Genomic DNA, 25,242 nt, shown 5'->3' with positions numbered 1-25,242 from the left:
TTTCTTTTTAGTTAATTGTCGCGCTTATTTTAAGTTATCTGGAAAGTTTTCTGGTAACTCGCTGGCCGCACACGCAATAACGCTGTCATCGTTAGCACCGCAGTCGCGCACAAAGGTAATAGTGGCAAATTCATCAATCACTTCCGTTGGATACGCAGGGCCAGCATCGCGATAGCTGTTCATCAGCGGAATGTGATCGTTCTGGAAGCAGACGGTTTTTTCCGGGTTGTTCATGACCCAGCGCGGGAAGAAGATAGTGCCATGGAACAGTTTATCGCCCAGGTTCACGATCAGGCTGACGTCGGTGCCGGTTGGCTCGGTCCATGAGATTTTGCAGATGCTCTCACCCACGCGAGCGATATACACCCGCTGATCTTTAACCCAACGATTCCCCACCAGACCGCTGTGAATACGGTAGTCGATGGTCGTGTCATTTTTGATATAAATCTCGTAGTTCCAGCCATTATCGTAGGTATAAACCAGATGTTTGCCGACGAAGCCGCTTAAATCATGTTTGTCGAAGGTGTTCATAAGATGTCTCCTTTGTTTTGATGAGACGATCGTACCCCTTCAAAAAATGAATAAATAACGCTATGTTTGAATCAAATTCATCCAAATTTTAGATTGATTATGCACAAGACGACCCTTGAGCAATGGTCTTTACTGGCGAAAGTGGTTGAGGCGGGCAGCTTTGCCAGAGCCGCAGAAGAGACTCACCGCAGCCAATCTTCCGTCAGCTATAACCTGTCGCTTTTGCAGGAACGGCTGGGAGTGGCGCTTCTGGTTCAGGAAGGCCGCCGGGCGGTGTTGACCCCCGCCGGGGAACTGCTTCTCAGCCAGGTCAAACCGCTATTAAAAGCCTTCGCGTATGTTGAAACCCGCGCGGCAACCCTGCGCAACGGCATGCGCACGCGGCTGGATCTGGTGGTGGATAATATCTTCCCCCGCCGTCGTCTGTTCGCCATCCTGCGTCAGTTCCAGCAACAGTACCCGCAAACGCAGGTGCGCCTCACCGAAGTGCTGGAAAACACCCGCGCCGAGGCCATTAACGATGAAGCCGATGTGATGGTGCTCACCCGTCGCCAGGATATTACCGGGCTGGGCGAATGGCTGATGAACATCGACTTTGTTGCCGTGGCACATCACCAGCACCCCCTCTTTACGCTCGACGCACCGCTTAGCGATGAGATGCTCCGCCCGTGGCCGCTCATCCAGATTGCGGATAACCAGTCTTCGGCACGCACGGCCGGAGGCTCCTGGACCTTCTCCACCATTGACGCCGCCATTGAGGCGGTGATGTCGCAGGTGGGTTACGGCTGGCTGCCGGAGGAGCGCATACAGGCTCAACTCGAGCAAGGGGTGCTGAAGCTGCTGCCGCTCAGTCACGGCGTGCGCCGGGCCACGCCGCTGCACCTGATCGTTAAGCGCTCCCTCGCCCCGCTTGATGAGCAGGTCGAGACGCTGTTGCGCCTTTTTAGCCAGGAGCCGTCATCATCACCTGCTACGCTTTAAGGTCCGAACGTTAAAACGATAAGGAGCCTGATGATGAAGATCGACCTGACGGGAAAAGTGGCGCTGGTGACCGCCTCAACGGGCGGAATTGGTTTCGCCATTGCCAGAGGGCTGGCTGAAAGCGGCGCGGAAGTGATCGTCAATGGGCGCAGCACCGACTCGGTGAACAAGGGTATTCAACAGCTACAGCAGGTGGTTCCTGGCGTACAGGTGCGTGCCGCGATCGCCGATCTCGGTTCACATGAAGGGGTTGAGTCGCTGCTGAAGGTGGCGAGCAATGTCGACATTCTGGTCAATAACGCCGGGATTTACGGCCCGCAGGATTTCTATGCCACCGACGATGACACCTGGGAGCGTTACTGGCAGACCAACGTGATGTCCGGCGTGCGCCTCTCCCGCGCTCTGCTTCCCGGTATGGTGCAGAAAGGCTGGGGACGGGTGGTGTTTATCTCCTCCGAGTCGGCCTGCAATATTCCGGCGGACATGATCCACTACGGTGTGACCAAAACGGCGCAACTCTCGCTGGCGCGCGGACTGGCGAAGTTCGTGGCTGGCAGCGGTGTGACGGTCAACAGCGTCTTGCCGGGCCCGACGATGTCGGACGGTTTCGCGGAGATGATGAAAGACGAGATCGAGAAAACCGGAAAATCGCTGGAGCAGCTGGCAAAAGAGTTTGTGATGGCCAACCGCCCCAGCTCGGTGATCCAGCGCGCAGCCACGGTTGAAGAGGTCGCCAACATGGTGATTTATGTCTGTTCGCCTCAGGCCTCCGCCACCTCGGGCGCGGCGTTGCGCGTCGACGGTGGCGTCGTGGATGACATTATCTGAGCCGGTCAGGCCGCACTGCCTGCAACCCGGCGGGCAGTAATATAGTGCGCTTGCCAGTAGCTATCGTTCAGGGTGGACACCGTCACGCCCTGGCTGCTTGAGGCATGAATAAACTGGCTGTCGCCAATGTATACGCCGACGTGCTTACGGTTCGGGCCGGTCTGGAAGAACACCAGATCCCCGACCTGAAGGCGGTATTGCGCCACCTGCACGCCGCGATGGATCTGCTCACCTGTGGTGCGCGGCAGGTCGAGATGTACGGCATCGCTGAACAGATGCTGCATCAGCGCGGAGCAATCCACCCCGCGATGCGTGGTGCCGCCCCACTGATACTGCGTGCCTTTCCACTTCTGGTATTGATCGAGAATACGTGAGCGCAGCGGACCCGTTTCCGGGTGAAGCAGCGCCGATTTCGCAGGCGCTGCCGCAAGCTCGTTGTTCATCGATAGCATTGATGCCGGCAGTTGAAAACTGAAGGCGGAAAACGAGGCAAAACTTAACGAGAGTATTGAAATAAGCGATCTTAAGGTCATATCAGAGAGCGTATGTGAGTGAATTTTTCCTTACCTGCAGAGGCCAAGGGTCCCCCTAAAAATCGTGATGTGGCGATAATATAGGCAGCTCACTTTTTCACCAACGCTTATCGAGACCAAAATTGGACTCACTTTCAGTTCGCAAGATCGAGAAAAAAATGGTGGTGATCTAAGGACTCCCAGGGTAAAGCAGGTAAACTGATCCGAAGAATGTGTATTTCAGCTAAGACGTATTTATGACCAATATGATTGCCGACGAGACGGTGGCGAAATCCAGCGTGCTCTCTGTCTTTGACTTTGACGGGACATTAACGCACCACGACAGCTTTATCCCTTTCCTGCGGTTTGCCTTCGGGAAACGTTACTTCGCAGGCCGCCTGGTGCGTATGGCGCTGCCCACGCTCCACTGCGTGCGCCGTAAGCTGACGCGCGATGAGCTAAAAGAAGTGCTGATTAAAACGTTCCTGACGGACGTGGATGAACACTGGTTACGCCAGCAGGCGGAAGCGTTTTGCGAAAAATACTGGGACAAGCTGATGCGCCCCGAAGGGGTTCTGGCGGTTGCGGCTGAGGTAAATTCTGGTGCGGAGGTGACCATCTGTTCCGCGTCGCCGGCGCTGGTGCTCCAGCCCTGGGCCGACAAACTGGGCATTAAGCTGATTGGTACCCAACTGGAAGTGAAAGACGGTAAGCTGACGGGGCGCATTACCGGCCATAACTGCCGCTGCGCTCAGAAAGTGGCCAGGCTGGAAAAAGTGTACGGCGATTTGAACGCCTATCACCTGCGTGCCTGGGGAGACACCCGCGGCGACCACGAACTGCTGGCAGCCGCGCAGGATCCGCACTGGCGGCATTTCCATCCCCCACGCAAGCGCCGGAATTCACCGATCAAGGGTTAGGTGCGCTCTGGTGCCCTCACCCGGCCTTCTCCCACAGGGCTGGGGAATCCTCAGTAATTTTTTATCTGAAGCGATGGACGTTGCTTCAGTAAAATTAATGACTTACAGCGATACCCTGGTCCGGCTGTAAATCGCCGAAGCGTTTCCGTAAGGCCGGGGCGAGGCGCAGGGATGCGCCGAGAGGGCGTGGCCTGCAGGGATGCAGGCTCATGCCCGACCCGATAGCCTGGAGGAATAAGCTGAGGGTACCGCGAAGCGGCGATTTACCGCCGGGAGCCCGGGTCGCCAGGGCGGTGGCGATTGAGCCGCCCTGGCACGTTCACTGGTCATGCCGTTACAGAGTAGCAAGGAACATAAAGTGAACGGAATAACCTCTACAGCCGTATGTTCCCCCTCACCCCAGCCCTCTCCCTCAAGAGAGAGGGGGTCGTCGGAGCAGACATTATTTTCCTCACCCCACAGGGAGAGGGAGAAAAGCGAGGTATCAGGCCTCGCGTTTTCCAGGGAACATCACGCTCGCAATAATCCCCAGCGCCAGCACGCCGAGCACGACAAACAGGCTTGCCGTGGCGCCAATGTTGTAACCGTGATGCCAGAAGTGATCGGTGGCATTTAATCCCAGCTTGAACGCCACGAAGAACAGCAGCAGCACGACGGCTTTTTCGAGGTGCACCAGATACTGCTTCAGCGCTTCCAGCACGAAGTAGAGCGTACGCAGGCCGAGAATGGCGAACATCATGGCGCTGTAAATAATCAGCGGTTCGCGGCTCACGGCAATAATGGCCGGCACGGAGTCAAAGGCGAACATCACATCAGAGAGTTCGACAACCGCCACGCAAAGCAGCAGCGGCGTCGCATAGCGCTTCGCCTTCTTAACGCGGCCCACCATTACGTCCTGGTTTTCCGGTTTTTCAAGCTCCGCATCCACCTCTTTCTGGGTCAGAATAAAGGCATTGCTGCTGATTTTCGGCCAGACAGGATAGAAGCGTTTCACCAGGCGATACGCGAGATGCCCGGAGTAATCCTCCACCTCGTCGCTCTCTTCATTGCGCTTGAGCATCATCACTGCCGTCCAGCCGACGACCAGCGCGAAAATCACCTCCACGTACGGCCCCAGGCTCAGCAGGCTGGTGCCGATCGCCACGAAAATACCGCGGAAGATAATCGCCCCCAGCACGCCCCAGTAAAGGACGCGGTGACGATACTTATCCGGCACGCCGAACCAGGCGAAGATCGCCATCATCACAAACAGGTTATCGACAGAGAGCACCTCTTCCAGCGCGTAACCGGTAAGGAACAGGCTCGCCATTTCGGCACCATGGTGAACATACAGGAACCCGGCGAACGCCATCGCCATCATGACCCAGAAGAGGGACCACATGGCGGCACTTTTCAGCGAGATCGGTTTATCGTGACGGTGCATAAAGAGGTCGATAAACATCGCCCCAACGGCCATCACCACAAAGACAACAACGGTTTCCGTCGGGAAACCGAGATGAGCAGCAGACATACAAAACCCTTTTGGCAGACAAAACACAACACCATGCAAACTGGCGTAAACCAGGAACAGAAAGGCGTGGGCTGTTACTCAGCCTCTTCACCCTCAAAGCCGTAGCACTGTCGGCTACGCAAGAAGGGGGTACTTTACCTTACCAGGCGGGGCGTGCGCATCTGTCGTTTAGGCGGTCATGCCACGCAAACGCTGCAGCACCGCCACCAGCACCGCCACAGACCAGCCAACCATCAGGGCGCCGATAAGCCCCTCTACGCCGCCGATGAGCCGCCAGTGCTGGGGTAACGTGACATCGCCGTACCCCACGGTGGCGTAACTGACCAGCGAAAAATAGAAGCTGGTATTCCAGTCCTTAAATGCGTCAATGACAAAATAAAACGCAGCAAACAGCCCGGCTTCGAGGAGATGCGCGAAGATCATGGAGATAACGATGCCAACATTGCGTAAGACAATGCGTACCGCTGAATCCACTTCAAGTTTTATGAATTTTAAAACGCCAAACATCCACAGCGAATGGATCACCACGGTAAGGGTAAGCAAAATGATAATACTGAGTAGCTGCATGACGAATGCTCTGACCAAAAGGAATATGGCCCCGCGAACGCAGCGGGGCACCTGGTCGAAGCTTAGTAGAAAGAGCGGGAAAAGTTGGTGCAATAATTGCGTTGCGTGATTATTTCTCTGCCAGCGCCTGCGCGCAGGCCCAGGCACTGGCCCATGCCCACTGGAAGTTATATCCGCCGAGCCAGCCGGTCACATCCATCACTTCACCAATAAAATAGAGCCCCGGCACGTTGCGCGCTTCCATGGTGCGGGAAGAGAGTTCATGCGTATCCACGCCACCCAGCGTCACTTCCGCCGTGCGGTAGCCTTCGGTGCCGTTTGGCTGCACCCGCCAGTTCGTCAGGGTCTCGACCAGCGTCTCCTGCTCGCGGCTGTTAAGCTGGCGGAGCGACACATCCGGGATCTGGCCTAAAACCTGTAAACACTCCACCAGACGTTTCGGCAGCTGCATGGCCAGGGTATTTTTCAGGCTCTGATTCGGGTGCGCGGCACGCTGCGCGTTGAGGAACGCGTCCAGATCGCAATCGGGAAGCAGGTTAACCGTGACAAACTCCCCCGGCTGCCAGTAGCTGGAGATTTGCAATACCGCCGGGCCGGAGAGGCCGCGATGGGTAAAGAGCAGATTTTCGCGGAACACCGTCCCGTCTTCAGCGGTAATAACGGACGGAACGGAGACCCCGGAGAGCGTCTGGAGCTGTTCCAGCAGCGGTTTATGCAGCGTAAACGGCACCAGACCGGCGCGGGTCGGCAGCACCTTCAGGCCAAACTGCTCGGCAATTTTGTAGCCGAACGGCGAGGCACCCAGCCCCGGCATCGACAGACCGCCGCTGGCAATCACCAGGTTATCGGCACTGACGGTGTCACCGTTGAGCTGAAGCGTATAGCCCTGTTCGTCACGCGTGACCGCCAGCACCTCCGTGCGCAGGCGCATGACCACGCCGCCCTTTTCGCACTCGGCCACCAGCATATCGACAATCTGTTGCGCGGAGTCGTCGCAGAACAGCTGGCCCAGCGTCTTCTCATGCCAGGCGATGCCGTGCTTACCCACCAGATCGATAAAGTCCCACTGGGTGTAACGCGCCAGCGCAGATTTACAAAAATGCCGGTTCTGGCTCAGATACGCCGCAGGTTCAACATAGAGGTTGGTAAAGTTGCAGCGCCCGCCGCCGGACATCAGGATTTTACGGCCTGGCTTTTTACCGTTATCCAGCAGCAGCACGCGACGACCCGCCTGTCCGGCCATCGCCGCACAAAACATACCCGCCGCACCGGCGCCAATTACCACGGCATCAAACCTTTCCACGTCAAAATCCTCATTATTCACTGCCGCGGATTGTAAAGTTTCCTCTGTGGTCACACCAGCGTAAAAAGATATTACAAAGCCATTCCATTGAAATTTAAAGAATATCCTTTCTGGCGCTTTTCCCATTTCAGGTGGTATGTCAAAAAAAGTCTATATTTCACTTTGCCCGTTGCGCATTTGTCCTGGATAATGCGCCGCGTTCATGTCCTCAAAATGGCGTAACGTCCTATGCTACATTTGTTTGCCGGCCTGGATTTACATACCGGGCTTTTACTTTTGCTTGCTCTGGTTTTTGTACTGTTTTACGAAGCGATCAACGGCTTCCACGACACTGCAAACGCAGTAGCAACGGTTATCTACACTCGCGCAATGCGATCGCAGCTTGCGGTTGTTATGGCGGCGGTATTTAACTTTTTTGGTGTCCTCCTGGGCGGACTGAGCGTTGCGTATGCCATTGTGCATATGCTGCCAACGGATCTGCTGCTTAACGTTAGTTCTGGCCATGGCCTCGCTATGGTGTTCTCAATGCTGCTTGCTGCAATTATCTGGAACCTCGGTACCTGGTATTTCGGCCTGCCTGCATCCAGTTCTCACACTCTCATCGGCGCGATTATCGGTATCGGGTTAACCAATGCCCTGATGACCGGTACATCGGTTGTTGATGCGCTGAACCTTCCAAAAGTACTCGGGATTTTCGGCTCTCTGATCATCTCCCCTATCGTGGGTCTGGTGGTTGCGGGTGGATTGATCTTCATCCTGCGTCGCTACTGGAGCAACACGAAGAAACGTGCGCGTATCCACCTGACGCCAGCAGAGCGTGAGAAGAAAGACGGCAAGAAAAAGCCGCCATTCTGGACGCGTATCGCCCTGATCATTTCCGCTATCGGCGTGGCCTTCTCTCATGGCGCGAACGACGGGCAGAAAGGCATTGGTCTGGTGATGCTGGTGCTGATTGGTGTTGCGCCGGCAGGCTTCGTGGTCAACATGAACGCCTCTGGTTACGAAATCACGCGTACCCGTGATGCGGTCAACAACGTTGAAACCTATTTCCAGCAGCATCCTGACCTGCTGAAAAAGGCGACCGGCGTTGACCAGTTAATCCCTTCTCCGGAAGCGGGCGCCACCACGGCACCAGGCGAGTTCCACTGCCATCCGGCAAACGCGATTAACGCGCTGGAACGTGCGAAAGGCATGCTGGGCAACATCGAAAGCTACGACAAACTGGCCGTTGAACAGCGTGGTCAGCTGCGTCGCATCATGCTCTGCATCTCTGACGTGACCGATAAAGTCGCGAAGCTGCCAGAGGTGAACGGTGACGACAAACGTCTGCTGAAGAAACTGAAAAGCGACATGCTCAACACCATTGAGTACGCGCCAATCTGGATCATCATGGCCGTCGCGCTGGCACTGGGTATCGGCACAATGATTGGCTGGCGTCGTGTGGCGACCACCATCGGCGAGAAGATCGGTAAGAAAGGCATGACCTATGCGCAGGGGATGTCCGCGCAGATGACGGCGGCGGTGTCTATCGGTCTGGCAAGCTATACCGGTATGCCAGTCTCCACGACCCACGTCCTCTCCTCGTCCGTGGCAGGTACCATGATTGTTGACGGTGGCGGTCTGCAGCGCAAAACCGTGACCAACATTCTGATGGCCTGGGTGTTCACCCTTCCGGCATCTATCCTGCTCTCTGGCGGGTTGTACTGGATTTCGCTGAAGCTGATTTAATCGGCTGAGGGCGACAAAAAAGCGGGTCAGGAAACTGACCCGCTTTTTTTATGTTTTCTGCTCAGTGCCAAATCATCAATGCAATCATACTGACCACGACCAGCCCGCACAGGGCGCTGGTTAAAATGAACTGACGACGCAGACGCTCGCAGCGACGAATAAACTCTTCATCGTGATGATCGCGGTAGCGCTGGTAGTAGATATATCCCACCAGACGCATCTGCTTGCTGGGCTGTCCATGCGAGGTGAAGAAACCTCCACCGTCCACATACTGATAAAGCAACGGATCGCAACCACGAAGTACCACTAACAGCGCACGTAACGATGAGAAGTAGCGCGCCATATTCACTATGCAAACTACGCATAACGCCCAAAACAATGCGACGGTGCTAATCATACATCCTCCCCGGCGTCCGCCCACGAAGCAAGGCTTCTGAGCTACCGCACCCCAATGCCCTGACAGACAGTTCAGTGAAAGAATGACCAAAAGTCGATCCGGTTCGCGTTTTCATATCCGAACGGCTCATTAAATAGTGTAGGAGATCCGTTAATTTTTTTGCCACAAGGTTAATCGTTATCAACACCAAAGCTTGAAAAATATGTTTTACTGGGCCGTAATGAAAGTATCAGACGACGGCTTTCACATTTAGTCATCGATAACTTAAGGAAGGAGTAACACTATGGCTTACAAACACATTCTCATCGCGGTAGACCTCTCTCCGGAGAGCAAAGTGCTGGTTGATAAAGCGGTATCCATGGCACGTCCCTACAACGCGAAAGTTTCCCTGATTCACGTTGATGTGAATTACTCCGACCTTTACACCGGTCTGATCGACGTCAATCTCGGCGACATGCAAAAGCGCATCTCTGAAGAGACGCACCACGCCCTGAGCGAGCTCTCCACTAACGCTGGCTACCCGATTACCGAAACCTTAAGCGGCAGCGGCGATCTGGGCCAGGTTCTGGTGGATGCGATCAAGAAATATGACATGGACCTGGTGGTGTGCGGTCACCATCAGGACTTCTGGAGCAAGCTGATGTCTTCCGCGCGCCAGCTGATTAACACCGTTCACGTGGATATGCTGATTGTTCCGCTGCGTGACGAAGAAGACGAGTAAGTGCTCTATATTCCCCTCACCCTAACCCTCTCCCCATAGGGGAGAGGGAATGATCGAGCCCCTCGCCCCTATGGGGAGAGGGGTTGGGGTGAGGGGATATAAATATCAAACCGGTGCCCTTTGGTGGTCACCGCGTTGGTCGTGGCAACGTCCGCCAGCGGCGGCGCATAGTCAGGACGCTTCACCACCACTCGCTTCGTCGCTAACTGGCGAGCGGGCTCCAGCAGCCCATCGGCGTCCAGATCCGGCCCCACCAGCGACTGAAACACCCGCATCTCTTTCTTCACCAGCGCGCTTTTCTGCTTATGCGGGAACATCGGGTCAAGATAGACCACCTGCGGGCGCGGGGTGATATCCGTCAGCGCCGTCAGGCTGGAGGCGTGGATCAGCTGCAGTCGTTCCTGCAACCACGGGCCGATTTCCGGATCAGCATAACCCCGCGCCAGACCGTCATCGAGCAGTGCTGCCACCACCGGATTGCGCTCCAGCATCCGCACGCGACAGCCGACCGACGCCAGCACAAACGCATCGCGCCCTAACCCCGCCGTGGCATCCACCACGTCCGGAAGATAGCTTCCCTTGATGCCGACCGCTTTGGCCACCGCCTCACCGCGGCCGCCGCCGAACTTGCGCCGGTGCGCCATCGCGCCCCCCACAAAATCGACAAAAATCCCGCCAAGTTTCGGCTCGTCGCGTTTACGGAGTTCAAGATGCGCTGACGTCATCACCAGCGCCATCAGGTTCTCTTCATCGTGCTCCAGCCCCCAGCGGGCGGCCAGAACAGATAAGGCGCCGTCTCCGGCGCCTGTTTCATCCACTAAGCAGATCTTCACGTAACAATCAGCCTTTGATCCCGTAATGCTCAAGCATCGCATCCAGCTGCGGCTCGCGGCCACGGAAGCGTTTGAACAGCACCATCGGCTCTTCAGAACCGCCGCGCGTCAGGATGTTATCGAGGAACGACTGGCCGGTTTCGCGGTTGAAGATCCCCTCTTCTTCGAAGCGAGAGAAGGCATCCGCCGCCAGCACGTCGGCCCACAGGTAGCTGTAATAGCCTGCCGCATAGCCGCCCGCGAAGATGTGGCTGAACGCATGCGGGAAGCGGCCCCATGTTGGCCCTGGAATAACGGCAACCTGCTTTTTAATCTCGGCCAGGGTTTCGAGGATTTTCGCCCCTTGTTCCGGGCTGAACTCGGCGTGCAGACGGAAGTCGAACAGGCCGAACTCCAGCTGACGCAGGATGAACATCGCCGCCTGGTAGTTCTTCGCCGCCAGCATTTTATCCAGCAGCTCTTTCGGCAGCGGTTCGCCAGTCTCGTAGTGGCCGGAGATAAACGCCAGCGCGTCCGGCTCCCAGCACCAGTTTTCCATAAACTGGCTTGGCAGCTCGACTGCATCCCATGGCACCCCGCTGATCCCGGCCACGCCTGCGGTTTCAATGCGGGTCAGCATGTGATGCAGGCCATGCCCGAACTCGTGGAACAGGGTGATCACTTCGTCGTGGGTGAACAGCGCCGGCTTGCCGTTTACCGGGCGGTTGAAGTTACAGGTCAGGTACGCGACCGGCTTTTGCAGAGAACCATCGGCTTTACGCATCTGGCCCACGCAGTCATCCATCCACGCCCCACCGCGCTTGTTCTCACGGGCGTAGAGATCGAGGTAGAAGCTGCCGCGCAGCTCGTTTTTCTCGTCATACAGCTCGAAGAAACGCACGTCCGGGTGCCAGACGTCGATGTCGGTGCGCTCTTTGGCGGTGATGCCGTAAATCCGTTTCACCACTTCGAACAGCCCATTGACGGCTTTGTTTTCCGGGAAGTACGGGCGCAGCTGCTCGTCGCTGATGCTGTAGAGATGCTGTTTCTGTTTTTCGCTGTAATAAGCGATGTCCCACGGCTGCAGCTCGTCCACGCCGAACTCCGCTTTGGCGAAGGCGCGCAGCTGGGCCAGCTCTTTTTCACCCTGTGGACGGGCACGTTTAGCCAGATCCGTCAGGAAATCGAGCACCTGCTGCGGGTTTTCGGCCATTTTGGTGGCGAGGGATTTATCCGCGTAGCTGTCAAAGCCCAGCAGTTGGGCCAGCTCGTGACGCAGGGCGAGGATTTCCGCCATCACCGGGCTGTTGTCCCACTTACCGGCGTTCGGCCCCTGATCGGAGGCGCGGGTGCTGTAGGCGCGGTACATCTCTTCACGCAACACCTGATTGTCGCAGTAGGTCATCACCGGCAGATAGCTGGGAATATCCAGGGTCAACAGGTAGCCTTCCTGTTCTTTCGCTTCGGCCTGCGCTTTAGCGGCCGCCAGCGCGCTTTCCGGCATCCCGGCGAGTTCCGCTTCGTCGGTAATCAGCTTCGTCCAGCCCATGGTGGCGTCGAGCACGTTGTTGCTGTACTGGTTGCCCAGTTCGGAGAGACGCGCGGCAATTTCACCGTAGCGGGTCTGCTTCTCTTTTGGCAGACCAATCCCGGAAAGCTCGAAATCACGCAGGGCGTTATCGACCGATTTTTTCTGCGCCGTGTTCAGTTCGGCATAGTGGTCGCCGTCGCGCAGATCGCGATACGCTTTGTAGAGCCCTTCGTGCTGGCCGACCCAGGTGCTGTACTCCGAGAGCAGCGGCAGGGTCTGTTCGTAGGCTTCGCGCAGTTCCGGGCTGTTTTTTACCGAATTCAGGTGGCTCACCGGGGAGAAGATACGCCCCAGCACGTCATCCACTTCGGCCAGCGGCTGACACAGATTTTCCCAGGTGTACGGCGCGCCCTGCGCGACCACGCTTTCTACCGCCGCGCGGCAGTTGTCCAGCGCTTGCGTCACGGCTGGAACCACATGCTCAGGGAGGATTTTAGAAAACGGTGGCAACGAAAAAGGCGTCAGTAATGGATTGGTCATAAACGCTGTCCTGTTGAATAAGATGAATGAAGCGCGCATCCGGCGCTGTGCATATTGTCAGGTAATGGGGTTAAGTGTAGAGGATTTCAATGCCTGCGCTTCGCGGGCCGACGGGTAATCTGTGCCGTTCTGCTGTAAACTGTGGCAAATCGTCATTTCATCGGAATTTCATTACCCATGCTCAGTTATCGCCACAGCTTTCACGCAGGCAACCACGCCGACGTCCTCAAACACACCGTTCAGAGTCTGATTATTGAATCACTCAAAGAGAAAGAGAAGCCGTTTCTCTATCTGGACACGCACGCGGGCGCGGGCCGTTACCAGCTGAGCGGCGAGCACGCCGAGCGTACCGGTGAATATCTGGAAGGGATTGCCCGCATCTGGCAGCAGGACGACCTGCCTGCCGAACTGGAGCCGTACATTGGCGTGGTGAATCACTTCAACCGCAACGGCCAGCTGCGCTACTACCCAGGCTCGCCATTGATTGCCCGCCAGCTGCTGCGCGAGCAGGACAGCATCCAGTTGACCGAGCTGCACCCGAGCGACTTCCCGCTGCTGCGTTCTGAATTCCAGAAAGACAGCCGCGCCCGCGTGGAAAAAGCCGATGGCTACCAGCAGCTGAAAGCCAAACTGCCGCCGGTTTCCCGTCGCGGCCTGGTGCTGATCGACCCGCCGTACGAAATCAAAACCGACTATCAGGCGGTGGTGACCGGCATCCACGAAGGCTACAAACGCTTTGCCACCGGGACGTATGCCCTGTGGTACCCGGTGGTTCTGCGTGCGCAAATCAAGCGCATGATCAAAGACCTGGAAGCGACCGGCATCCGCAAAATTTTGCAGATTGAGCTGGCGGTACGCCCGGACAGCGACCAGCGCGGCATGACCGCCTCCGGCATGATCGTCATTAACCCGCCATGGAAGCTCGAAGCGCAGATGAACAACGTCCTGCCGTGGCTGCACAAAACGCTGGTGCCAGCGGGAACAGGCCACACCAGCGTCAGCTGGATCGTGCCGGAGTAATCGCAGCCATCGGTGGAAACTATTGATTTCAGGTATACAATCGCGGCAATTCACGATTAAGGACAAAAGCTATGACTAAGCATTATGACTACATCGCAATCGGCGGCGGCAGCGGCGGCATCGCCTCCATCAACCGTGCGGCCATGTACGGCCAGAAATGTGCGCTGATTGAAGCCAAAGCGCTGGGCGGCACCTGCGTGAACGTGGGTTGTGTACCGAAGAAAGTGATGTGGCATGCAGCGCAAATCCGTGAAGCTATCCATATGTATGGCCCGGATTACGGCTTTGACACCACCATCAACCATTTCGACTGGGATAAGCTGATCGCCAGCCGTACCGCCTACATCGACCGTATTCACACCTCGTACGACAACGTGCTGGGTAAAAATAACGTCGACGTTATTCACGGTTTCGCCCGTTTTGTGGACGCGAAGACGATCGAAGTGAACGGTGAAACGATCACCGCCGATCATATCCTGATCGCCACCGGCGGTCGCCCGAGCCACCCGAATATCCCGGGCGCGGAATATGGCATCGACTCTGACGGTTTCTTCGAACTGCCTGCCCTGCCAAAACGCGTTGCCATCGTGGGCGCGGGCTACATCGCAGTGGAGCTGGCCGGCGTGATTAACGGTCTGGGTGCTGAGGCGCACCTGTTCGTGCGTAAACACGCGCCGCTGCGCAGCTTTGACCCGCTGATCGTGGAGACGCTGGTCGAAGTGATGAATACCGAAGGCCCAACCCTGCACACCAATGCCGTGCCAAAAGCGGTGGTGAAAAATGCAGACGGCAGCCTGACGCTTGAGCTGGAAGATGGCCGCAGCCAGACCGTGGATTGCCTGATCTGGGCGATTGGCCGTGAACCCGCCAACGACAACTTCAACCTCGGCGTGACGGGGGTGAAAACCGACGAAAAAGGCTACATCGTCGTTGATAAATTCCAGAATACTAGCGTGCCGGGCATTTACGCCGTGGGCGATAACACCGGCGCGGTTGAGCTGACCCCGGTGGCCGTTGCGGCAGGGCGTCGCCTTTCCGAGCGTCTGTTCAACAACAAGCCGGACGAGCATCTGGACTACAGCAACATCCCGACCGTGGTCTTTAGCCACCCGCCAATCGGCACCGTCGGCTTAACTGAGCCGCAGGCGCGCGAGCAGTATGGCGACGATCAGGTGAAAGTGTATAAATCCGCGTTTACTGCGATGTATACCGCCGTCACCTCTCACCGTCAGCCGTGCCGCATGAAGCTGGTCTGCGTCGGCCCGGAAGAGAAGATTGTCGGTATCCACGGCATTGGCTTCGGCATGGATGAGATCCTGCAGGGCTTCGCGGTGGCACTGAAGATGGGTGCGACCAAAAAAGACTTCGACAACACCGTGGCGATCCACCCTACGGCGGCGGAAGAGTTTGTGACCATGCGCTAATCCTGATGCCCCTCCCCGGAGGGGCATTTTTTTAACATTCATAAATCGTTGCAAAACGAATGCTCCGAAAATAGTGATCTACCGCACATATTCCTCCCCCTCTACCGAAGCGAATGTCTACGCTTATAGGACGCCCGGAAAAACCTGTCTTTCAGAACATACAACCGGAGGTCCTTATCACCATGTTCAACCAGAAACTACAGGCTACCGAAAACATCGCGTTCGAGATTGCAGAAGAGCTGCGCTACGAGACCGATCCCTGCGAGTTAAAACTGGATGAGATGATCGAGGCGGAGCCGGAACCGGAAATGATTGAAGGGCTGCCCGCGTCGGATGCGCTGACGCCCGCAGACCGCTATCTTGAACTGTTTGAACACGTGCAGTCGTCACGGCTGTTTGCGGACAGCAAAACCTTCCCCGACTGCGCGCCGAAGATGGACCCGCTGGATATCCTGATCCGCTATCGCAAGGTCAGACGCCACCGGGATTTTGACCTGCGCCAGTTCGTGGAGAACCACTTCTGGATGCCGGAAACGTTCGACTCAGAATATGTTTCCGACCCGGGTCTGTCCCTGAAAGAGCACATTGATAATCTGTGGCCGGTGTTGACGCGCGAGCCGCAGGACCATATTCCCTGGTCCTCCCTGCTGGCCCTGCCGCAGGCCTATATCGTGCCCGGCGGACGATTCAGCGAGACTTACTACTGGGATTCCTACTTCTCGATGCTGGGTCTGGCGGAGAGTGGGCGCAACGATCTGCTGAAGTGTATGGCGGATAACTTCGCGTGGCTGATTGAGCGCTACGGCCATATCCCTAACGGCAACCGTACCTATTACCTCAGCCGTTCTCAGCCGCCGGTCTTTGCCCTGATGGTGGAGCTGTTTGAGGAGGATGGCGTGCGCGGTGCGAAACGTTACCTTGAACACCTGAAAATGGAGCACGCCTTCTGGATGGACGGGGCGGAGTCGCTGCTGCTTAACCAGGCTTACCGCAGCGCCGTGCGCATGCCGGATGGCTCGTTGCTGAACCGCTACTGGGATGACCGTGACACCCCGCGCGACGAATCCTGGATTGAGGACGTGGAAACCGCCCGTCACTCCGGACGTCCACCGAATGAAGTGTATCGCGACCTGCGTGCGGGTGCGGCCTCCGGCTGGGACTACTCGTCCCGCTGGCTGCGCGAGCCGGGTCGGCTTGCCAGTATCCGCACAACGCAGTTTATCCCCATCGATTTGAACGCCTTCCTGTTCAAGCTGGAGAGCGCGATCGCCAATATCTCGGCATCGAAAGGGGATAAAGAGACGGCCGACCTGTTCCGCCAGAAAGCCAGCGATCGCCGGGCCGCAGTGAACCGCTATCTGTGGGATGAAGAGAACGGCTGCTACCGGGATTATGACTGGCGACGCGAAGTGATGGCGCTGTTTTCCGCCGCAAGCATTGTGCCGCTGTATGTCGGTATGGCAACCCATGAGCAGGCTGAACGCCTGTCTGATGCGGTTAAAGCGCGTCTGCTCACGCCGGGGGGGATTCTGGCGACCGAGTACGAAACCGGCGAACAGTGGGATAAACCCAACGGCTGGGCGCCGCTGCAGTGGATGGCCATTCAGGGGTTCAAGCAGTATGGCAACGACTCCCTGGGGGATGAAATCGCCTGGAGCTGGCTGCATACGGTGAACCATTTTTATAAGACCCATCATAAGCTTATTGAGAAGTACCACATCGCCAGCAGTACACCGCGTGAAGGGGGCGGGGGTGAGTATCCGCTGCAGGATGGCTTCGGCTGGACTAATGGCGTGGTGCGCCGGCTGATTGGGTTGTATGGGGAGCCTTGAGGAGGGTGAGGGTGCGGTCTGATGCCCTCACCCTGGCCCTCTCCCACAGGGAGAGGGAGTAGAAATCAGCGAATCACCTCATAAATGGCCGTCTGGATGGACTGCCATTTTTTGTTGCTGGCATCCGGCTGCGACTGGGCCCGGCGCGTCGCCATGTCGAGATCGTGCTGCTGGCGTTTCACCACCGCAGGCACGGTGCAGAACGCTTTCAGGTACTCTTTCCTTACGGAAGTCAGCGATTCGCCGTTCGCCATGGCGTGGCTGAGCGTGTTAATAAAGCGACGACACGGCTTCTCTTCCACCATGTTCTGCCGGTAGCGCAACATCACCTCCAGCACGTCGTCATAACCTGCCGACATCGCCTCTTCGGTCCAGGAGAGCTTCCAGTCCATTCCACCCTGCAAAAAGAGCTGCGCCACGCGGGTATCGTTGCGGTTGATGGCCGAACGGAAATTATTCTCGTCCCAGGTGACGCCCATCCGCGTGAGTGTTTCACGCGAGGAAGGAGTCTCGCGCATTTCCTGTGGCGGTGCCGCTTCTGCGGCTTTGGCGACAGCAGGCTGCGGTTTACTGCTGGTCACCAGCCAGAAGCCCCCCGCCACAATGGCAATCACCATGACGCCAACCGCCCCCCATAACACACCGGAAATGAGCTGTTCGCGTTGTTCCGGGGTACGCGGCGCGCGCTGCGTCGGCTTTTCAATGGTGTCTCGGACTTCAAACAGATCCCCGCCCGTGACCCGATCCATTTTCTGCGCCTTTTCCCAGAACGTATGTAATTCGCTGGCATCCACCGCCATGAATCCGGCCGGATTGACGCGGGTTCTCCCCTCCTCAAACGCCCGCTGAACCGGCCGCGAGATCTGCGTGTAGTAGCTATCCAGCAGCTGAATTTGCGCCGAACTTAACGCTTTCTGTACGGTGAGATGGTTGCGGATTTGCCGAATGTCGTCGAGGAAAGTTTGTAGGGTTTTTCGCGGCTCCACCAGAAGCGTAAGCATGGCGGGGTCGTTAAACAGTGAGGCGTAGTAGCGGCTGAACTCTTTTTTATCCACCAGCATCTGCGCCAGTTCACTGAACATCATGCCGCTCAGGACATCATTGATCTCACCCAGTTTCAGCCAGCGTCTGACGCGGTCAGCGTTAAACAGCGTCTTGAGATGGTTGTTGAGGCGCACCGGATCGGGCCAGGCCTGCTGAATAAGCCCTTTTAACATCAGCTCTATCGCACGCACCTGTTTTTGCGCCTGCTGCTGCTGAAGTTCGCTGCCCGGTGCCAGCTCCGTGCTGTAGGTCAACAGCGGCTGCTGCAGGCGGAGATGTTCCAGCGCGGTCACAAACCGCATCGCCGCAATCAGCTGGTTTTCACTCACATCCTGTCCGCTTTCATACTGCGGCACCCGCTGCTGTAACAGGCGCAGCTGGAGGGTAAATTCCGACATCTCGGCATCATTCAGGTTGAGCTTCTTCGCCACGGCACCCCAGCCGCCCTGGGCTAAGCGCGCGCTGTCGAGCTGCTCCAGAAACCAGCGTGGATCTTTACCCTCCGAAGCATGTACATTCAGAAGAAGTAAAATTTCCACCGACGCATGGCGAATGACTGCCAGACAGTGTTCGAACTGTTCGCGAATATGATGTGATGTGCTGAGAGTCATTATTTTCCTTAAGTGACAACGAAGACATCCGAATGGGCACGTGAAGGCCGTTTTTCTTTTTATTTATTCGAGGTTAACCATACCTGACTTTCTGTTTAAATAAAGTGACAACCCTAAAATCATTTAAAAATGTCAGGAGAATCTGAATGCCGGTTTTAATTACCCCTCGCCTTCACTGTTCGCCATTGCAGGAACAGGACTGGTCCTTTTTTCTGGCGTTACAGCAACATCCCGACGTTATGCGCTTTGTGGCGGAAGACCGCCCCGTCGCGGACATCCGCGCCGCGTTTGAAGCGCGCCTGACGCCCTGGATGCCGGGCAGCGCGCACTGGCTGTGTCTCGTCGTCCGTGATGCCCTCAGCCGGGTTCCGCTGGGCGTCACCGGCTATATTCATCGGGAGGAGGATTGCGCAGAAGTCGGTTTTCTTTTCGCACCCGAGGCGCAGGGAAAAGGCTACGGCTTCGAATCCCTGCAGGCGCTCTGCCACTATGCCTTTGAAGAAGGCGGCATACGCCGACTCACCGCCACCGTTACCGCCGGGAATGTCGCCTCAAGACGTCTGCTGGAAAAAGCCCGGTTTCGCCTCGAAGGCGAATTACGCGAGAGCTATTACCTGGCGGGGCGCTGGCAGAATGACTGGTTATTTGGTTTATTACGGCAGGAATATCTGAACAACAATTCCTGATCAACAGCCATTTGGCGGATATTTATCGTAAATCGTTTCCTCTACAGTGTCGCCTCTTGAGAGGAAACGAATATGAACGGTCTTACGCTGGAAATATCTTCTGCCGCCATTGAATTAATAAAAAAGCATCAGGGGCTTTCTCTGGAGAAATATCGTGACGAACACGGATTATGGGTTATCGGCTACGGCCACGTTATCCGCGATCGGGAGCAGTTTCACGGTCCTGTCACTCCGCTGGAGGCCGACGCGCTGCTTCACGAGGACATTCGCTTGTGCGAGGCGCTGCTGCGGGAAAATGTGACACGTCCATTAACCCAACAGCAGCATGACACGCTGGTGATGATGATGTTCAGCTTCGGAGAGATACCTTCGCTGCCGGAAGCGATTTTTCAGGCCGTCGCCCGGGTGTAGTACATCGCAGCCTGAGTTCTGTTTTTAACGTCCAGCCGCCGGAAAAGCGCCTCCAGATGCGCTTTTACCGTGGCCGCACTGATGTTGAGGTTGCGCCCAATCTCTTTGTTTGACTCCCCCGCCGCCAGCAGTTTCAGCACTTCGCGCTGGCGTTCACTTAATGCCAGTAACGCCTGTGGCGACGACGGCTTTCTGACCCACTCTCCGGGAAAGCAGACCATCCCTCTGGACACCGAGTCCAGGACGGCGGAAAAGCGCTCGGGGCTGGCAGTGCGGGGAATAATGGCCATGATGTTTCGCTGGCGCAATTGTTCAACCCATCTGGCCTCTTTTTTCGCCAGAACCATGATCACGCGTATCGTCGGCAAGCGATGCAGGATGTCATCCAGCACACCACATCCCTCATCCTGAATTAAATTACCGTCAATCAGGACAATAGCAGACGGCGACGCGGACATCTGCGCCCATAAATCTTCTGCCTGACAGGTTCCAGTGATATTTATTTCCGGAATTAACGTCCGCAGACTGTGTATCGCTCCATGAATAAATAGTGACTGCCTGTCAAACATGATTACTCGCATCGTTTTTCTCCCTCTGAGAATAGCGAAGGGGGATTCTACAGAGGGGGGATTTGAGAAAAAACTCAATGAACGGAGCGGTTACAAAATCGCCAGGGGTATTTATATCTGCCGTATCCTGACACACTTTACTTAAGGATTTCCTTAAGGGGGTCCGTCCCCTTAAGGCGGCGTATTACAGGAACATCCCGCCAGACACTTCAATACGTTGTGCATTCATCCAGCCCAGTTTATCGCTCAGCAGCGCCGCAATGGCATCGCCAATATCATCGGGCAGGCCAACCCGGCCCAGCGCCGTTTGCGAAGCCAGCGTCTGATTCAGCTGGGCGTTGTCGCGCACACTTCCGCCACCAAAATCCGTCTCGATCGCCCCTGGCGCAATGATATTGACGGAGATCCCCCGCGCCCCCAACTCTTTCGCCTGATAGCGGGTGAGCACTTCCATCGCCCCTTTCATCGCCGCATAGGTTCCGGCCCCTGGCTGAGTAAAACGAGCCAGCCCGCTGGAGACGTTGAGGATCCGCCCGCCATCGTTCAGCAAGGGCAGGAGACGCTGGGTCAGGAAAAACGGTCCTTTAAAGTGAATACTCAACGCCTCATCGAACTGGGCCTCCGTCGTCTCGGCATACGGCGTGAATAAACCCGTTCCGGCATTGTTCAATAAATAATCAAACCGTTCACGCTGCCAGACGGACTTAAGGATTTCCTGTAACTGCAGGGCAAAAGCATCGAAACTGGCGATATCCCCGACGTTGAGCTGTAATGCCGCCGCGTTGACCCCTTTTTCCTGAATTTCGCGCACAACATCCAGTGCGTCCTGCTGATTATGATGGTAAGTCAGGATAATTCCTGTTCCGTCTGCCGCCAGCTTCAGGGCGGCGTTTTTACCCAGACCGCGGCTACCACCGGTCACTAATGCGATACGTTCAGTCATCATAAACCTCGTTTTGGCTGTTAGGGAGATTGAGGAAGAGCTTATTAGGTGATAGAAGATCAATAAAGACAGCAAAGAGCGCTTCACTGTTTCATCTGCAACAACAATGAGCGGCATTTATGGATAAAATTCACGCAATGCAGTTGTTTGTTCGCGTCGCGGAGCTGGAGAGTTTTTCCCGCGCGGCAGAAACGTTAACGCTGCCGAAAGGCAGCGTTTCACGACAAATTCAGGCCCTGGAAAATCGGCTTGGCACCCAGCTTTTACACCGCACCACGCGCCGCGTCAGCCTGACGCAGGACGGCATGGTCTATTACGAACGGGCAAAAGATCTGCTGGCGAACCTCGATGAACTGGACGGTATGTTTCAGCACGATCCCTCCACCATCAGCGGACGGCTGCGCGTGGATATGCCCGTCGGCGTTGCACGAAATTTAGTCATCCCTAAACTGCCGACATTTCTGCAGCAGTACCCGGGTATCGAACTGGAGCTCAGCAGCAGCGATCGGCTGGTGGATGTGATCCGTGAAGGGTTTGACTGCGTGGTACGCGTCGGCACGCTGAAGGATTCGGGGCTGATCGCCCGTCCGCTGGGCAAGCTGTCGGTGATTAACTGCGCCAGCCCGGATTATCTGGCGCGTTTCGGCTATCCGGAAACGCTGGATGATTTAGGCTCCCATGCGGTGATTCACTACGCTGCGATGCTGGGAACCCGCCCGCAGGGCTTTGAGTTTTATAACGGCAGTACCACCCAGTGGATTAAAACGGGCGGGGTATTAACCGTTAACAGTACAGAAACCTACCAGGCGGCCTGTCTGGCCGGGCTGGGGATTATTCAGGTGCCGCGCGTCGGGGTGCGTGATTCTCTGCGGGCAAAGAAGCTTATCGAGATCCTCCCGCAGTACCGGGCAGAGCCGATGCCGGTCTCCCTGATTTATCCCCACCGCCGCAACCTCTCCCGCCGTGTACATCTGTTTATGGAGTGGCTTACTGAACTCACAAAAGCTTACGTGGATTAGTCGCAAGCTATAATTCAATAACATCCAGCCAAACGAAAAGGAAAAGACGCGTGACGCCGGAAAACAACCCGCAACGACCCACCCAACAATTAGAGTATGATCCCATCAGGAAGATGGAAACCGGGCCAGAAGAGGCCAAAGCACCTGGCACCGTCAGCAAGGCGCTGGGAACCGTCACCGGCATCGCCGCAAGAATCCAGCAGTTTCCCATGGTGGCGCATCTGATACGCGCAACCGAGCGCTTTAATGACCGCATGGGGAACCAGTTTGGTGCCGCCATCACCTATTTTTCCTTCCTGTCGATGATTCCGATCCTGATGGTGTCGTTTGCCGCAGCCGGGTTTGTGCTCGCCTCACACCCGACGCTGCTGCAGGATATCTTCACGAAGATCCTGAATAACGTCAGTGACCCGACCCTGGCCAGCACGCTTAAAAGCACCATCAATACCGCTGTTCAGCAGCGTACTACGGTCGGCATCGTCGGTTTGCTGATCGCCCTTTACTCCGGCGTAAACTGGATGGGCAACCTGCGCGAGGCCATTCGCGCCCAGTCGCGCGATGTCTGGGAGCGTAAGCCGCAGGATCAGGAGAAGATTTGGGTGAAGTATCTCCGCGACTTTGTTTCGCTGATTGGCCTGCTGGTCGCCCTCATCGTGACGCTCTCCATTACCTCGGTGGCGGGCTCGGCGCAGCAGATGATTATCTCCGCGCTCTATCTTGATTATATCGAATGGCTGAAACCCGCCTGGCGTGGCATTGGGCTGGCCATCTCCATCTTCGCCAACTACCTGCTGTTCTTCTGGATCTTCTGGCGTTTGCCGCGCCATCGCCCGCGTAAGAAGGCGCTGATCCGCGGCACGTTGATTGCGGCGATCGGCTTTGAAGTCATCAAAATTGTGATGACTTACACCCTTCCATCGCTGGTGAAATCCCCGTCTGGCGCGGCGTTTGGCTCGGTGCTGGGCCTGATGGCGTTCTTCTATTTCTTCGCCCGTCTGACCTTGTTCTGCGCAGCGTGGATTGCCACCGCCGAGTATAAAGATGACCCGCGGATGCCGGGCAAAACGCACCGTTAACCCTCCTTCCGGGCTGAAATTTCAGCCCGATTCATCATTTCAGCATATAAATCCAGACCGTAACTTTTATTTAACCAAAAACCAGTGTTATTGACTGATATTTAAAATCTGTGAAGCATTTCATAGACGTGATTTGGCTGGTCTGAAAATTATCCGCTTTTTGTTGCTTTTATCACCAGCCCGCGGTTTTGTTACAGATTGAAATGTCGCTTTTGCTGTGCGTAATATGGCCTTTCGTTCGACAAAAATAAGAAAATATTATGCAAGCAACAGCCACCACACTCGACTCAGGAACGGAAAACGTTCCGGTAAACTCGCGCAATAAAGTCGTCGTCGCCTCGCTGATTGGCACCGCCATTGAGTTCTTCGACTTCTATATTTACGCCACCGCCGCGGTTATCGTCTTTCCGCATATTTTCTTCCCGCAGGGAGACCCGACGGCGGCTACGCTACAGTCTCTGGCGACCTTTGCCATCGCGTTTGTGGCGCGTCCGATTGGCTCGGCGCTGTTTGGACACTTTGGCGATCGCATTGGACGTAAAGTGACGCTGGTGGCCTCGCTGCTGACGATGGGGATCTCCACTGTCGCCATCGGCCTGCTGCCGACCTATGAGACCATCGGCATTCTGGCGCCGGTCCTGCTGGCGCTGGCGCGTTTTGGTCAGGGTCTGGGCCTGGGCGGTGAATGGGGTGGCGCGGCGCTGCTGGCGACCGAGAACGCCCCGGCGCGTAAACGCGCGCTGTATGGCTCCTTCCCGCAGCTTGGCGCACCGATTGGCTTCTTCTTTGCGAACGGGACGTTCCTGCTGCTCTCCTGGCTGCTGACGGATGAACAGTTCATGAGCTGGGGCTGGCGTATCCCGTTTGTGTTCTCCGCCGTACTGGTGCTGATTGGCCTGTATGTCCGCGTCTCTCTGCACGAAACGCCGGTGTTCGCGAAAGTCGCCGCGGCGAAAAAACAGGTGAAAGTGCCGCTGGGTACACTGCTGACTAAACACGTCCGCGTGACCGTGCTGGGAACGTTTATCATGCTGGCCACCTACACGCTGTTCTACATCATGACGGTTTACTCCATGACCTTCAGTACCGCCGCCGCGCCGGTTGGGCTGGGGCTGCCGCGTAACGAAGTGCTGTGGATGCTGATGATGGCGGTTATTGGGTTTGGCGTGATGGTACCGATTGCGGGTCTGCTGGCGGATAAGTTTGGTCGCCGTGCGAGCATGATTACGATCACCACGCTCATTATTCTGTTTGCCCTGTTTGTCTTCCCGCCGCTGCTGGGCTCAGGTAGTCCGGCGCTGGTGATGACCTACCTGCTGATTGGCCTGAGCCTGATGGGGCTGACCTTCGGTCCGATGGGCGCGCTGCTGCCGGAGTTGTTCCCGACGGAAGTGCGTTATACCGGCGCGTCGTTCTCCTATAACGTCTCGTCTATTCTGGGCGCGTCCGTTGCGCCATATATCGCCACCTGGCTGCAGGCGAATTATGGCCTGTTCTATGTGGGCGTCTATCTGGCGGCCATGGCGGCGCTGACGCTGATTGCGCTGCTGCTGACGCACGAGACTAAGCATCAGGCGCTGTAACTCATTGCGGCCTGATGCCCTCACCCCGGCCCTCTCCCACTGTACGGTCCGGGGACATAGTGAACACTTGTTCGGGGACATGGTAGACACTTACAACTAAGGCATAAGAACCCGTTTATGGAGTCGCTTATGCCCTGGGATGC

At 56.4% G+C, this 25,242-nt stretch carries 24 protein-coding genes; 13 read left to right on the top strand and 11 right to left on the bottom strand.

The window, feature by feature from the left end:
* Window positions 1–24 precede the first annotated feature (24 nt).
* Window positions 25–531, bottom strand: a complete 507-nt coding sequence (locus GM298_RS20865; RefSeq protein ID WP_047959649.1) for a phenolic acid decarboxylase — start codon at window positions 529–531, stop codon at window positions 25–27.
* A gap of 99 nt (window positions 532–630) precedes the next feature.
* Between GM298_RS20865 and GM298_RS20860 the strand changes: the two genes are divergently transcribed.
* Together GM298_RS20860 and GM298_RS20855 are read left to right on the top strand one after the other, a co-directional pair.
* The gene (locus GM298_RS20860; RefSeq protein WP_045286772.1) at window positions 631–1,512 is read left to right on the top strand and encodes a LysR family transcriptional regulator; all 882 of its coding nucleotides are present in this window, start codon (window positions 631–633) and stop codon (window positions 1,510–1,512) included.
* 33 nt (window positions 1,513–1,545) lie between these two features.
* A complete protein-coding gene (locus GM298_RS20855; RefSeq protein ID WP_025759627.1) occupies window positions 1,546–2,340 on the top strand; it encodes an SDR family NAD(P)-dependent oxidoreductase in 795 nt (264 codons plus the stop codon).
* A gap of 5 nt (window positions 2,341–2,345) precedes the next feature.
* Here the strand turns inward: GM298_RS20855 and GM298_RS20850 are convergent, their stop codons facing one another.
* On the bottom strand, window positions 2,346–2,873 hold the full coding sequence (locus tag GM298_RS20850) for an NlpC/P60 family protein (protein WP_032672654.1): 528 nt from the start codon (window positions 2,871–2,873) through the stop codon (window positions 2,346–2,348).
* A 236-nt stretch (window positions 2,874–3,109) separates the two neighbouring features.
* Here GM298_RS20850 and GM298_RS20845 point away from each other — a divergent pair, with 236 nt between their 5' ends.
* Entirely contained in the window at window positions 3,110–3,772 is a 663-nt protein-coding gene (locus GM298_RS20845) for an HAD family hydrolase (protein ID WP_128338797.1), read from the top strand.
* A gap of 484 nt (window positions 3,773–4,256) precedes the next feature.
* Here the strand turns inward: GM298_RS20845 and GM298_RS20840 are convergent, their stop codons facing one another.
* The 3 genes from GM298_RS20840 to GM298_RS20830 all read right to left on the bottom strand — a co-directional run bounded on the left by GM298_RS20840 (window position 4,257) and on the right by GM298_RS20830 (window position 7,152).
* Entirely contained in the window at window positions 4,257–5,282 is a 1,026-nt protein-coding gene (locus tag GM298_RS20840; RefSeq protein WP_025759668.1) for a TerC/Alx family metal homeostasis membrane protein, read from the bottom strand.
* Between the two features lie 168 nt (window positions 5,283–5,450).
* On the bottom strand, window positions 5,451–5,849 hold the full coding sequence (locus GM298_RS20835) for a potassium channel family protein (RefSeq protein WP_025759666.1): 399 nt from the start codon (window positions 5,847–5,849) through the stop codon (window positions 5,451–5,453).
* 109 nt (window positions 5,850–5,958) lie between these two features.
* Window positions 5,959–7,152, bottom strand: a complete 1,194-nt coding sequence (locus GM298_RS20830; RefSeq protein WP_094919424.1) for an NAD(P)/FAD-dependent oxidoreductase — start codon at window positions 7,150–7,152, stop codon at window positions 5,959–5,961.
* Between the two features lie 228 nt (window positions 7,153–7,380).
* Between GM298_RS20830 and pitA the strand changes: the two genes are divergently transcribed.
* Window positions 7,381–8,880, top strand: a complete 1,500-nt coding sequence (pitA, locus tag GM298_RS20825) for an inorganic phosphate transporter PitA (protein ID WP_025760141.1) — start codon at window positions 7,381–7,383, stop codon at window positions 8,878–8,880.
* 61 nt (window positions 8,881–8,941) lie between these two features.
* On the opposite strand, the gene uspB is transcribed toward pitA, so the two are convergent.
* Window positions 8,942–9,277: a universal stress protein UspB gene (gene uspB, locus GM298_RS20820; RefSeq protein WP_003861224.1), complete on the bottom strand. Its 336-nt coding sequence runs from the start codon at window positions 9,275–9,277 to the stop codon at window positions 8,942–8,944.
* Between the two features lie 283 nt (window positions 9,278–9,560).
* Here uspB and uspA point away from each other — a divergent pair, with 283 nt between their 5' ends.
* Complete coding sequence (gene uspA, locus GM298_RS20815; RefSeq protein ID WP_003861223.1) at window positions 9,561–9,998, top strand: universal stress protein UspA; 438 nt, start codon at window positions 9,561–9,563, stop codon at window positions 9,996–9,998.
* Between the two features lie 68 nt (window positions 9,999–10,066).
* Here uspA and rsmJ read toward each other — a convergent pair whose 3' ends face one another.
* Window positions 10,067–10,831 carry a 16S rRNA (guanine(1516)-N(2))-methyltransferase RsmJ gene (rsmJ, locus tag GM298_RS20810; RefSeq protein WP_266155194.1) on the bottom strand — a complete coding sequence of 255 codons (765 nt, stop codon included), beginning with the start codon at window positions 10,829–10,831 and terminating at the stop codon, window positions 10,067–10,069.
* Window positions 10,832–10,838: 7 nt separating this feature from the next.
* Window positions 10,839–12,881, bottom strand: a complete 2,043-nt coding sequence (gene prlC / locus GM298_RS20805; RefSeq protein WP_095450256.1) for an oligopeptidase A — start codon at window positions 12,879–12,881, stop codon at window positions 10,839–10,841.
* Window positions 12,882–13,058: 177 nt separating this feature from the next.
* Between prlC and GM298_RS20800 the strand changes: the two genes are divergently transcribed.
* From GM298_RS20800 to GM298_RS20790, 3 genes are all read left to right on the top strand, one after another.
* Window positions 13,059–13,901 carry a 23S rRNA (adenine(2030)-N(6))-methyltransferase RlmJ gene (locus GM298_RS20800; protein WP_008503119.1) on the top strand — a complete coding sequence of 281 codons (843 nt, stop codon included), beginning with the start codon at window positions 13,059–13,061 and terminating at the stop codon, window positions 13,899–13,901.
* Window positions 13,902–13,972: 71 nt separating this feature from the next.
* Window positions 13,973–15,325, top strand: a complete 1,353-nt coding sequence (gene gorA / locus GM298_RS20795) for a glutathione-disulfide reductase (RefSeq protein WP_095452496.1) — start codon at window positions 13,973–13,975, stop codon at window positions 15,323–15,325.
* 182 nt (window positions 15,326–15,507) lie between these two features.
* On the top strand, window positions 15,508–17,157 hold the full coding sequence (locus GM298_RS20790) for an alpha,alpha-trehalase (RefSeq protein WP_045286584.1): 1,650 nt from the start codon (window positions 15,508–15,510) through the stop codon (window positions 17,155–17,157).
* A 65-nt stretch (window positions 17,158–17,222) separates the two neighbouring features.
* On the opposite strand, the gene GM298_RS20785 is transcribed toward GM298_RS20790, so the two are convergent.
* Window positions 17,223–18,812: an STY4199 family HEPN domain-containing protein gene (locus GM298_RS20785; RefSeq protein WP_025759434.1), complete on the bottom strand. Its 1,590-nt coding sequence runs from the start codon at window positions 18,810–18,812 to the stop codon at window positions 17,223–17,225.
* Window positions 18,813–18,958: 146 nt separating this feature from the next.
* Between GM298_RS20785 and GM298_RS20780 the strand changes: the two genes are divergently transcribed.
* Entirely contained in the window at window positions 18,959–19,498 is a 540-nt protein-coding gene (locus GM298_RS20780) for a GNAT family N-acetyltransferase (RefSeq protein WP_266155191.1), read from the top strand.
* A 72-nt stretch (window positions 19,499–19,570) separates the two neighbouring features.
* Complete coding sequence (locus tag GM298_RS20775) at window positions 19,571–19,909, top strand: lysozyme (RefSeq protein WP_045286581.1); 339 nt, start codon at window positions 19,571–19,573, stop codon at window positions 19,907–19,909.
* Here the strand turns inward: GM298_RS20775 and GM298_RS20770 are convergent.
* Window positions 19,888–20,490: a helix-turn-helix transcriptional regulator gene (locus GM298_RS20770; protein WP_025759436.1), complete on the bottom strand. Its 603-nt coding sequence runs from the start codon at window positions 20,488–20,490 to the stop codon at window positions 19,888–19,890. The genes GM298_RS20775 and GM298_RS20770 overlap by 22 nt on opposite strands.
* 172 nt (window positions 20,491–20,662) lie before the next feature.
* Entirely contained in the window at window positions 20,663–21,421 is a 759-nt protein-coding gene (locus GM298_RS20765; protein WP_025759437.1) for an SDR family NAD(P)-dependent oxidoreductase, read from the bottom strand.
* A gap of 119 nt (window positions 21,422–21,540) precedes the next feature.
* Here GM298_RS20765 and GM298_RS20760 point away from each other — a divergent pair, with 119 nt between their 5' ends.
* The 3 genes from GM298_RS20760 (at window position 21,541) to GM298_RS20750 (ending at window position 25,099) form a co-directional block, all read left to right on the top strand.
* Complete coding sequence (locus GM298_RS20760) at window positions 21,541–22,440, top strand: LysR family transcriptional regulator (protein WP_025759438.1); 900 nt, start codon at window positions 21,541–21,543, stop codon at window positions 22,438–22,440.
* Window positions 22,441–22,490: 50 nt separating this feature from the next.
* The gene (gene yhjD, locus GM298_RS20755; RefSeq protein ID WP_025759440.1) at window positions 22,491–23,516 is read left to right on the top strand and encodes an inner membrane protein YhjD; all 1,026 of its coding nucleotides are present in this window, start codon (window positions 22,491–22,493) and stop codon (window positions 23,514–23,516) included.
* A 260-nt stretch (window positions 23,517–23,776) separates the two neighbouring features.
* A complete protein-coding gene (locus GM298_RS20750; RefSeq protein WP_088244409.1) occupies window positions 23,777–25,099 on the top strand; it encodes an MFS transporter in 1,323 nt (440 codons plus the stop codon).
* Window positions 25,100–25,242: the final 143 nt, after the last annotated feature.

Origin of the sequence: Enterobacter sp. HSTU-ASh6 (assembly GCF_026319105.1) — a bacterium.
Taxonomy (GTDB): Bacteria; Pseudomonadota; Gammaproteobacteria; order Enterobacterales; family Enterobacteriaceae; genus Enterobacter; species Enterobacter sichuanensis.
Note: the sequence above shows the minus strand (reverse complement) of the source record. Positions and strands in the feature narration are given on the sequence as shown.

Bases quoted from the DNA above. Each gene is read 5' to 3' on its own strand.
- uspB (WP_003861224.1), bottom strand. From the start codon at position 9,277: ATGATTAGCACCGTCGCATTGTTTTGGGCGTTATGCGTAGTTTGCATA.
- GM298_RS20835 (WP_025759666.1), bottom strand. From the start codon at position 5,849: ATGCAGCTACTCAGTATTATCATTTTGCTTACCCTTACCGTGGTGATC.
- uspA (WP_003861223.1), top strand. From the start codon at position 9,561: ATGGCTTACAAACACATTCTCATCGCGGTAGACCTCTCTCCGGAGAGC.
- GM298_RS20855 (WP_025759627.1), top strand. From the start codon at position 1,546: ATGAAGATCGACCTGACGGGAAAAGTGGCGCTGGTGACCGCCTCAACG.
- GM298_RS20840 (WP_025759668.1), bottom strand. From the start codon at position 5,282: ATGTCTGCTGCTCATCTCGGTTTCCCGACGGAAACCGTTGTTGTCTTT.
- GM298_RS20760 (WP_025759438.1), top strand. From the start codon at position 21,541: ATGGATAAAATTCACGCAATGCAGTTGTTTGTTCGCGTCGCGGAGCTG.
- GM298_RS20850 (WP_032672654.1), bottom strand. From the start codon at position 2,873: ATGACCTTAAGATCGCTTATTTCAATACTCTCGTTAAGTTTTGCCTCG.
- GM298_RS20785 (WP_025759434.1), bottom strand. From the start codon at position 18,812: ATGACTCTCAGCACATCACATCATATTCGCGAACAGTTCGAACACTGT.
- GM298_RS20775 (WP_045286581.1), top strand. From the start codon at position 19,571: ATGAACGGTCTTACGCTGGAAATATCTTCTGCCGCCATTGAATTAATA.
- GM298_RS20800 (WP_008503119.1), top strand. From the start codon at position 13,059: ATGCTCAGTTATCGCCACAGCTTTCACGCAGGCAACCACGCCGACGTC.
- GM298_RS20845 (WP_128338797.1), top strand. From the start codon at position 3,110: ATGACCAATATGATTGCCGACGAGACGGTGGCGAAATCCAGCGTGCTC.
- GM298_RS20865 (WP_047959649.1), bottom strand. From the start codon at position 531: ATGAACACCTTCGACAAACATGATTTAAGCGGCTTCGTCGGCAAACAT.
- pitA (WP_025760141.1), top strand. From the start codon at position 7,381: ATGCTACATTTGTTTGCCGGCCTGGATTTACATACCGGGCTTTTACTT.
- prlC (WP_095450256.1), bottom strand. From the start codon at position 12,881: ATGACCAATCCATTACTGACGCCTTTTTCGTTGCCACCGTTTTCTAAA.
- GM298_RS20780 (WP_266155191.1), top strand. From the start codon at position 18,959: ATGCCGGTTTTAATTACCCCTCGCCTTCACTGTTCGCCATTGCAGGAA.
- GM298_RS20765 (WP_025759437.1), bottom strand. From the start codon at position 21,421: ATGACTGAACGTATCGCATTAGTGACCGGTGGTAGCCGCGGTCTGGGT.
- gorA (WP_095452496.1), top strand. From the start codon at position 13,973: ATGACTAAGCATTATGACTACATCGCAATCGGCGGCGGCAGCGGCGGC.
- GM298_RS20860 (WP_045286772.1), top strand. From the start codon at position 631: ATGCACAAGACGACCCTTGAGCAATGGTCTTTACTGGCGAAAGTGGTT.
- GM298_RS20770 (WP_025759436.1), bottom strand. From the start codon at position 20,490: ATGCGAGTAATCATGTTTGACAGGCAGTCACTATTTATTCATGGAGCG.
- GM298_RS20750 (WP_088244409.1), top strand. From the start codon at position 23,777: ATGCAAGCAACAGCCACCACACTCGACTCAGGAACGGAAAACGTTCCG.
- GM298_RS20790 (WP_045286584.1), top strand. From the start codon at position 15,508: ATGTTCAACCAGAAACTACAGGCTACCGAAAACATCGCGTTCGAGATT.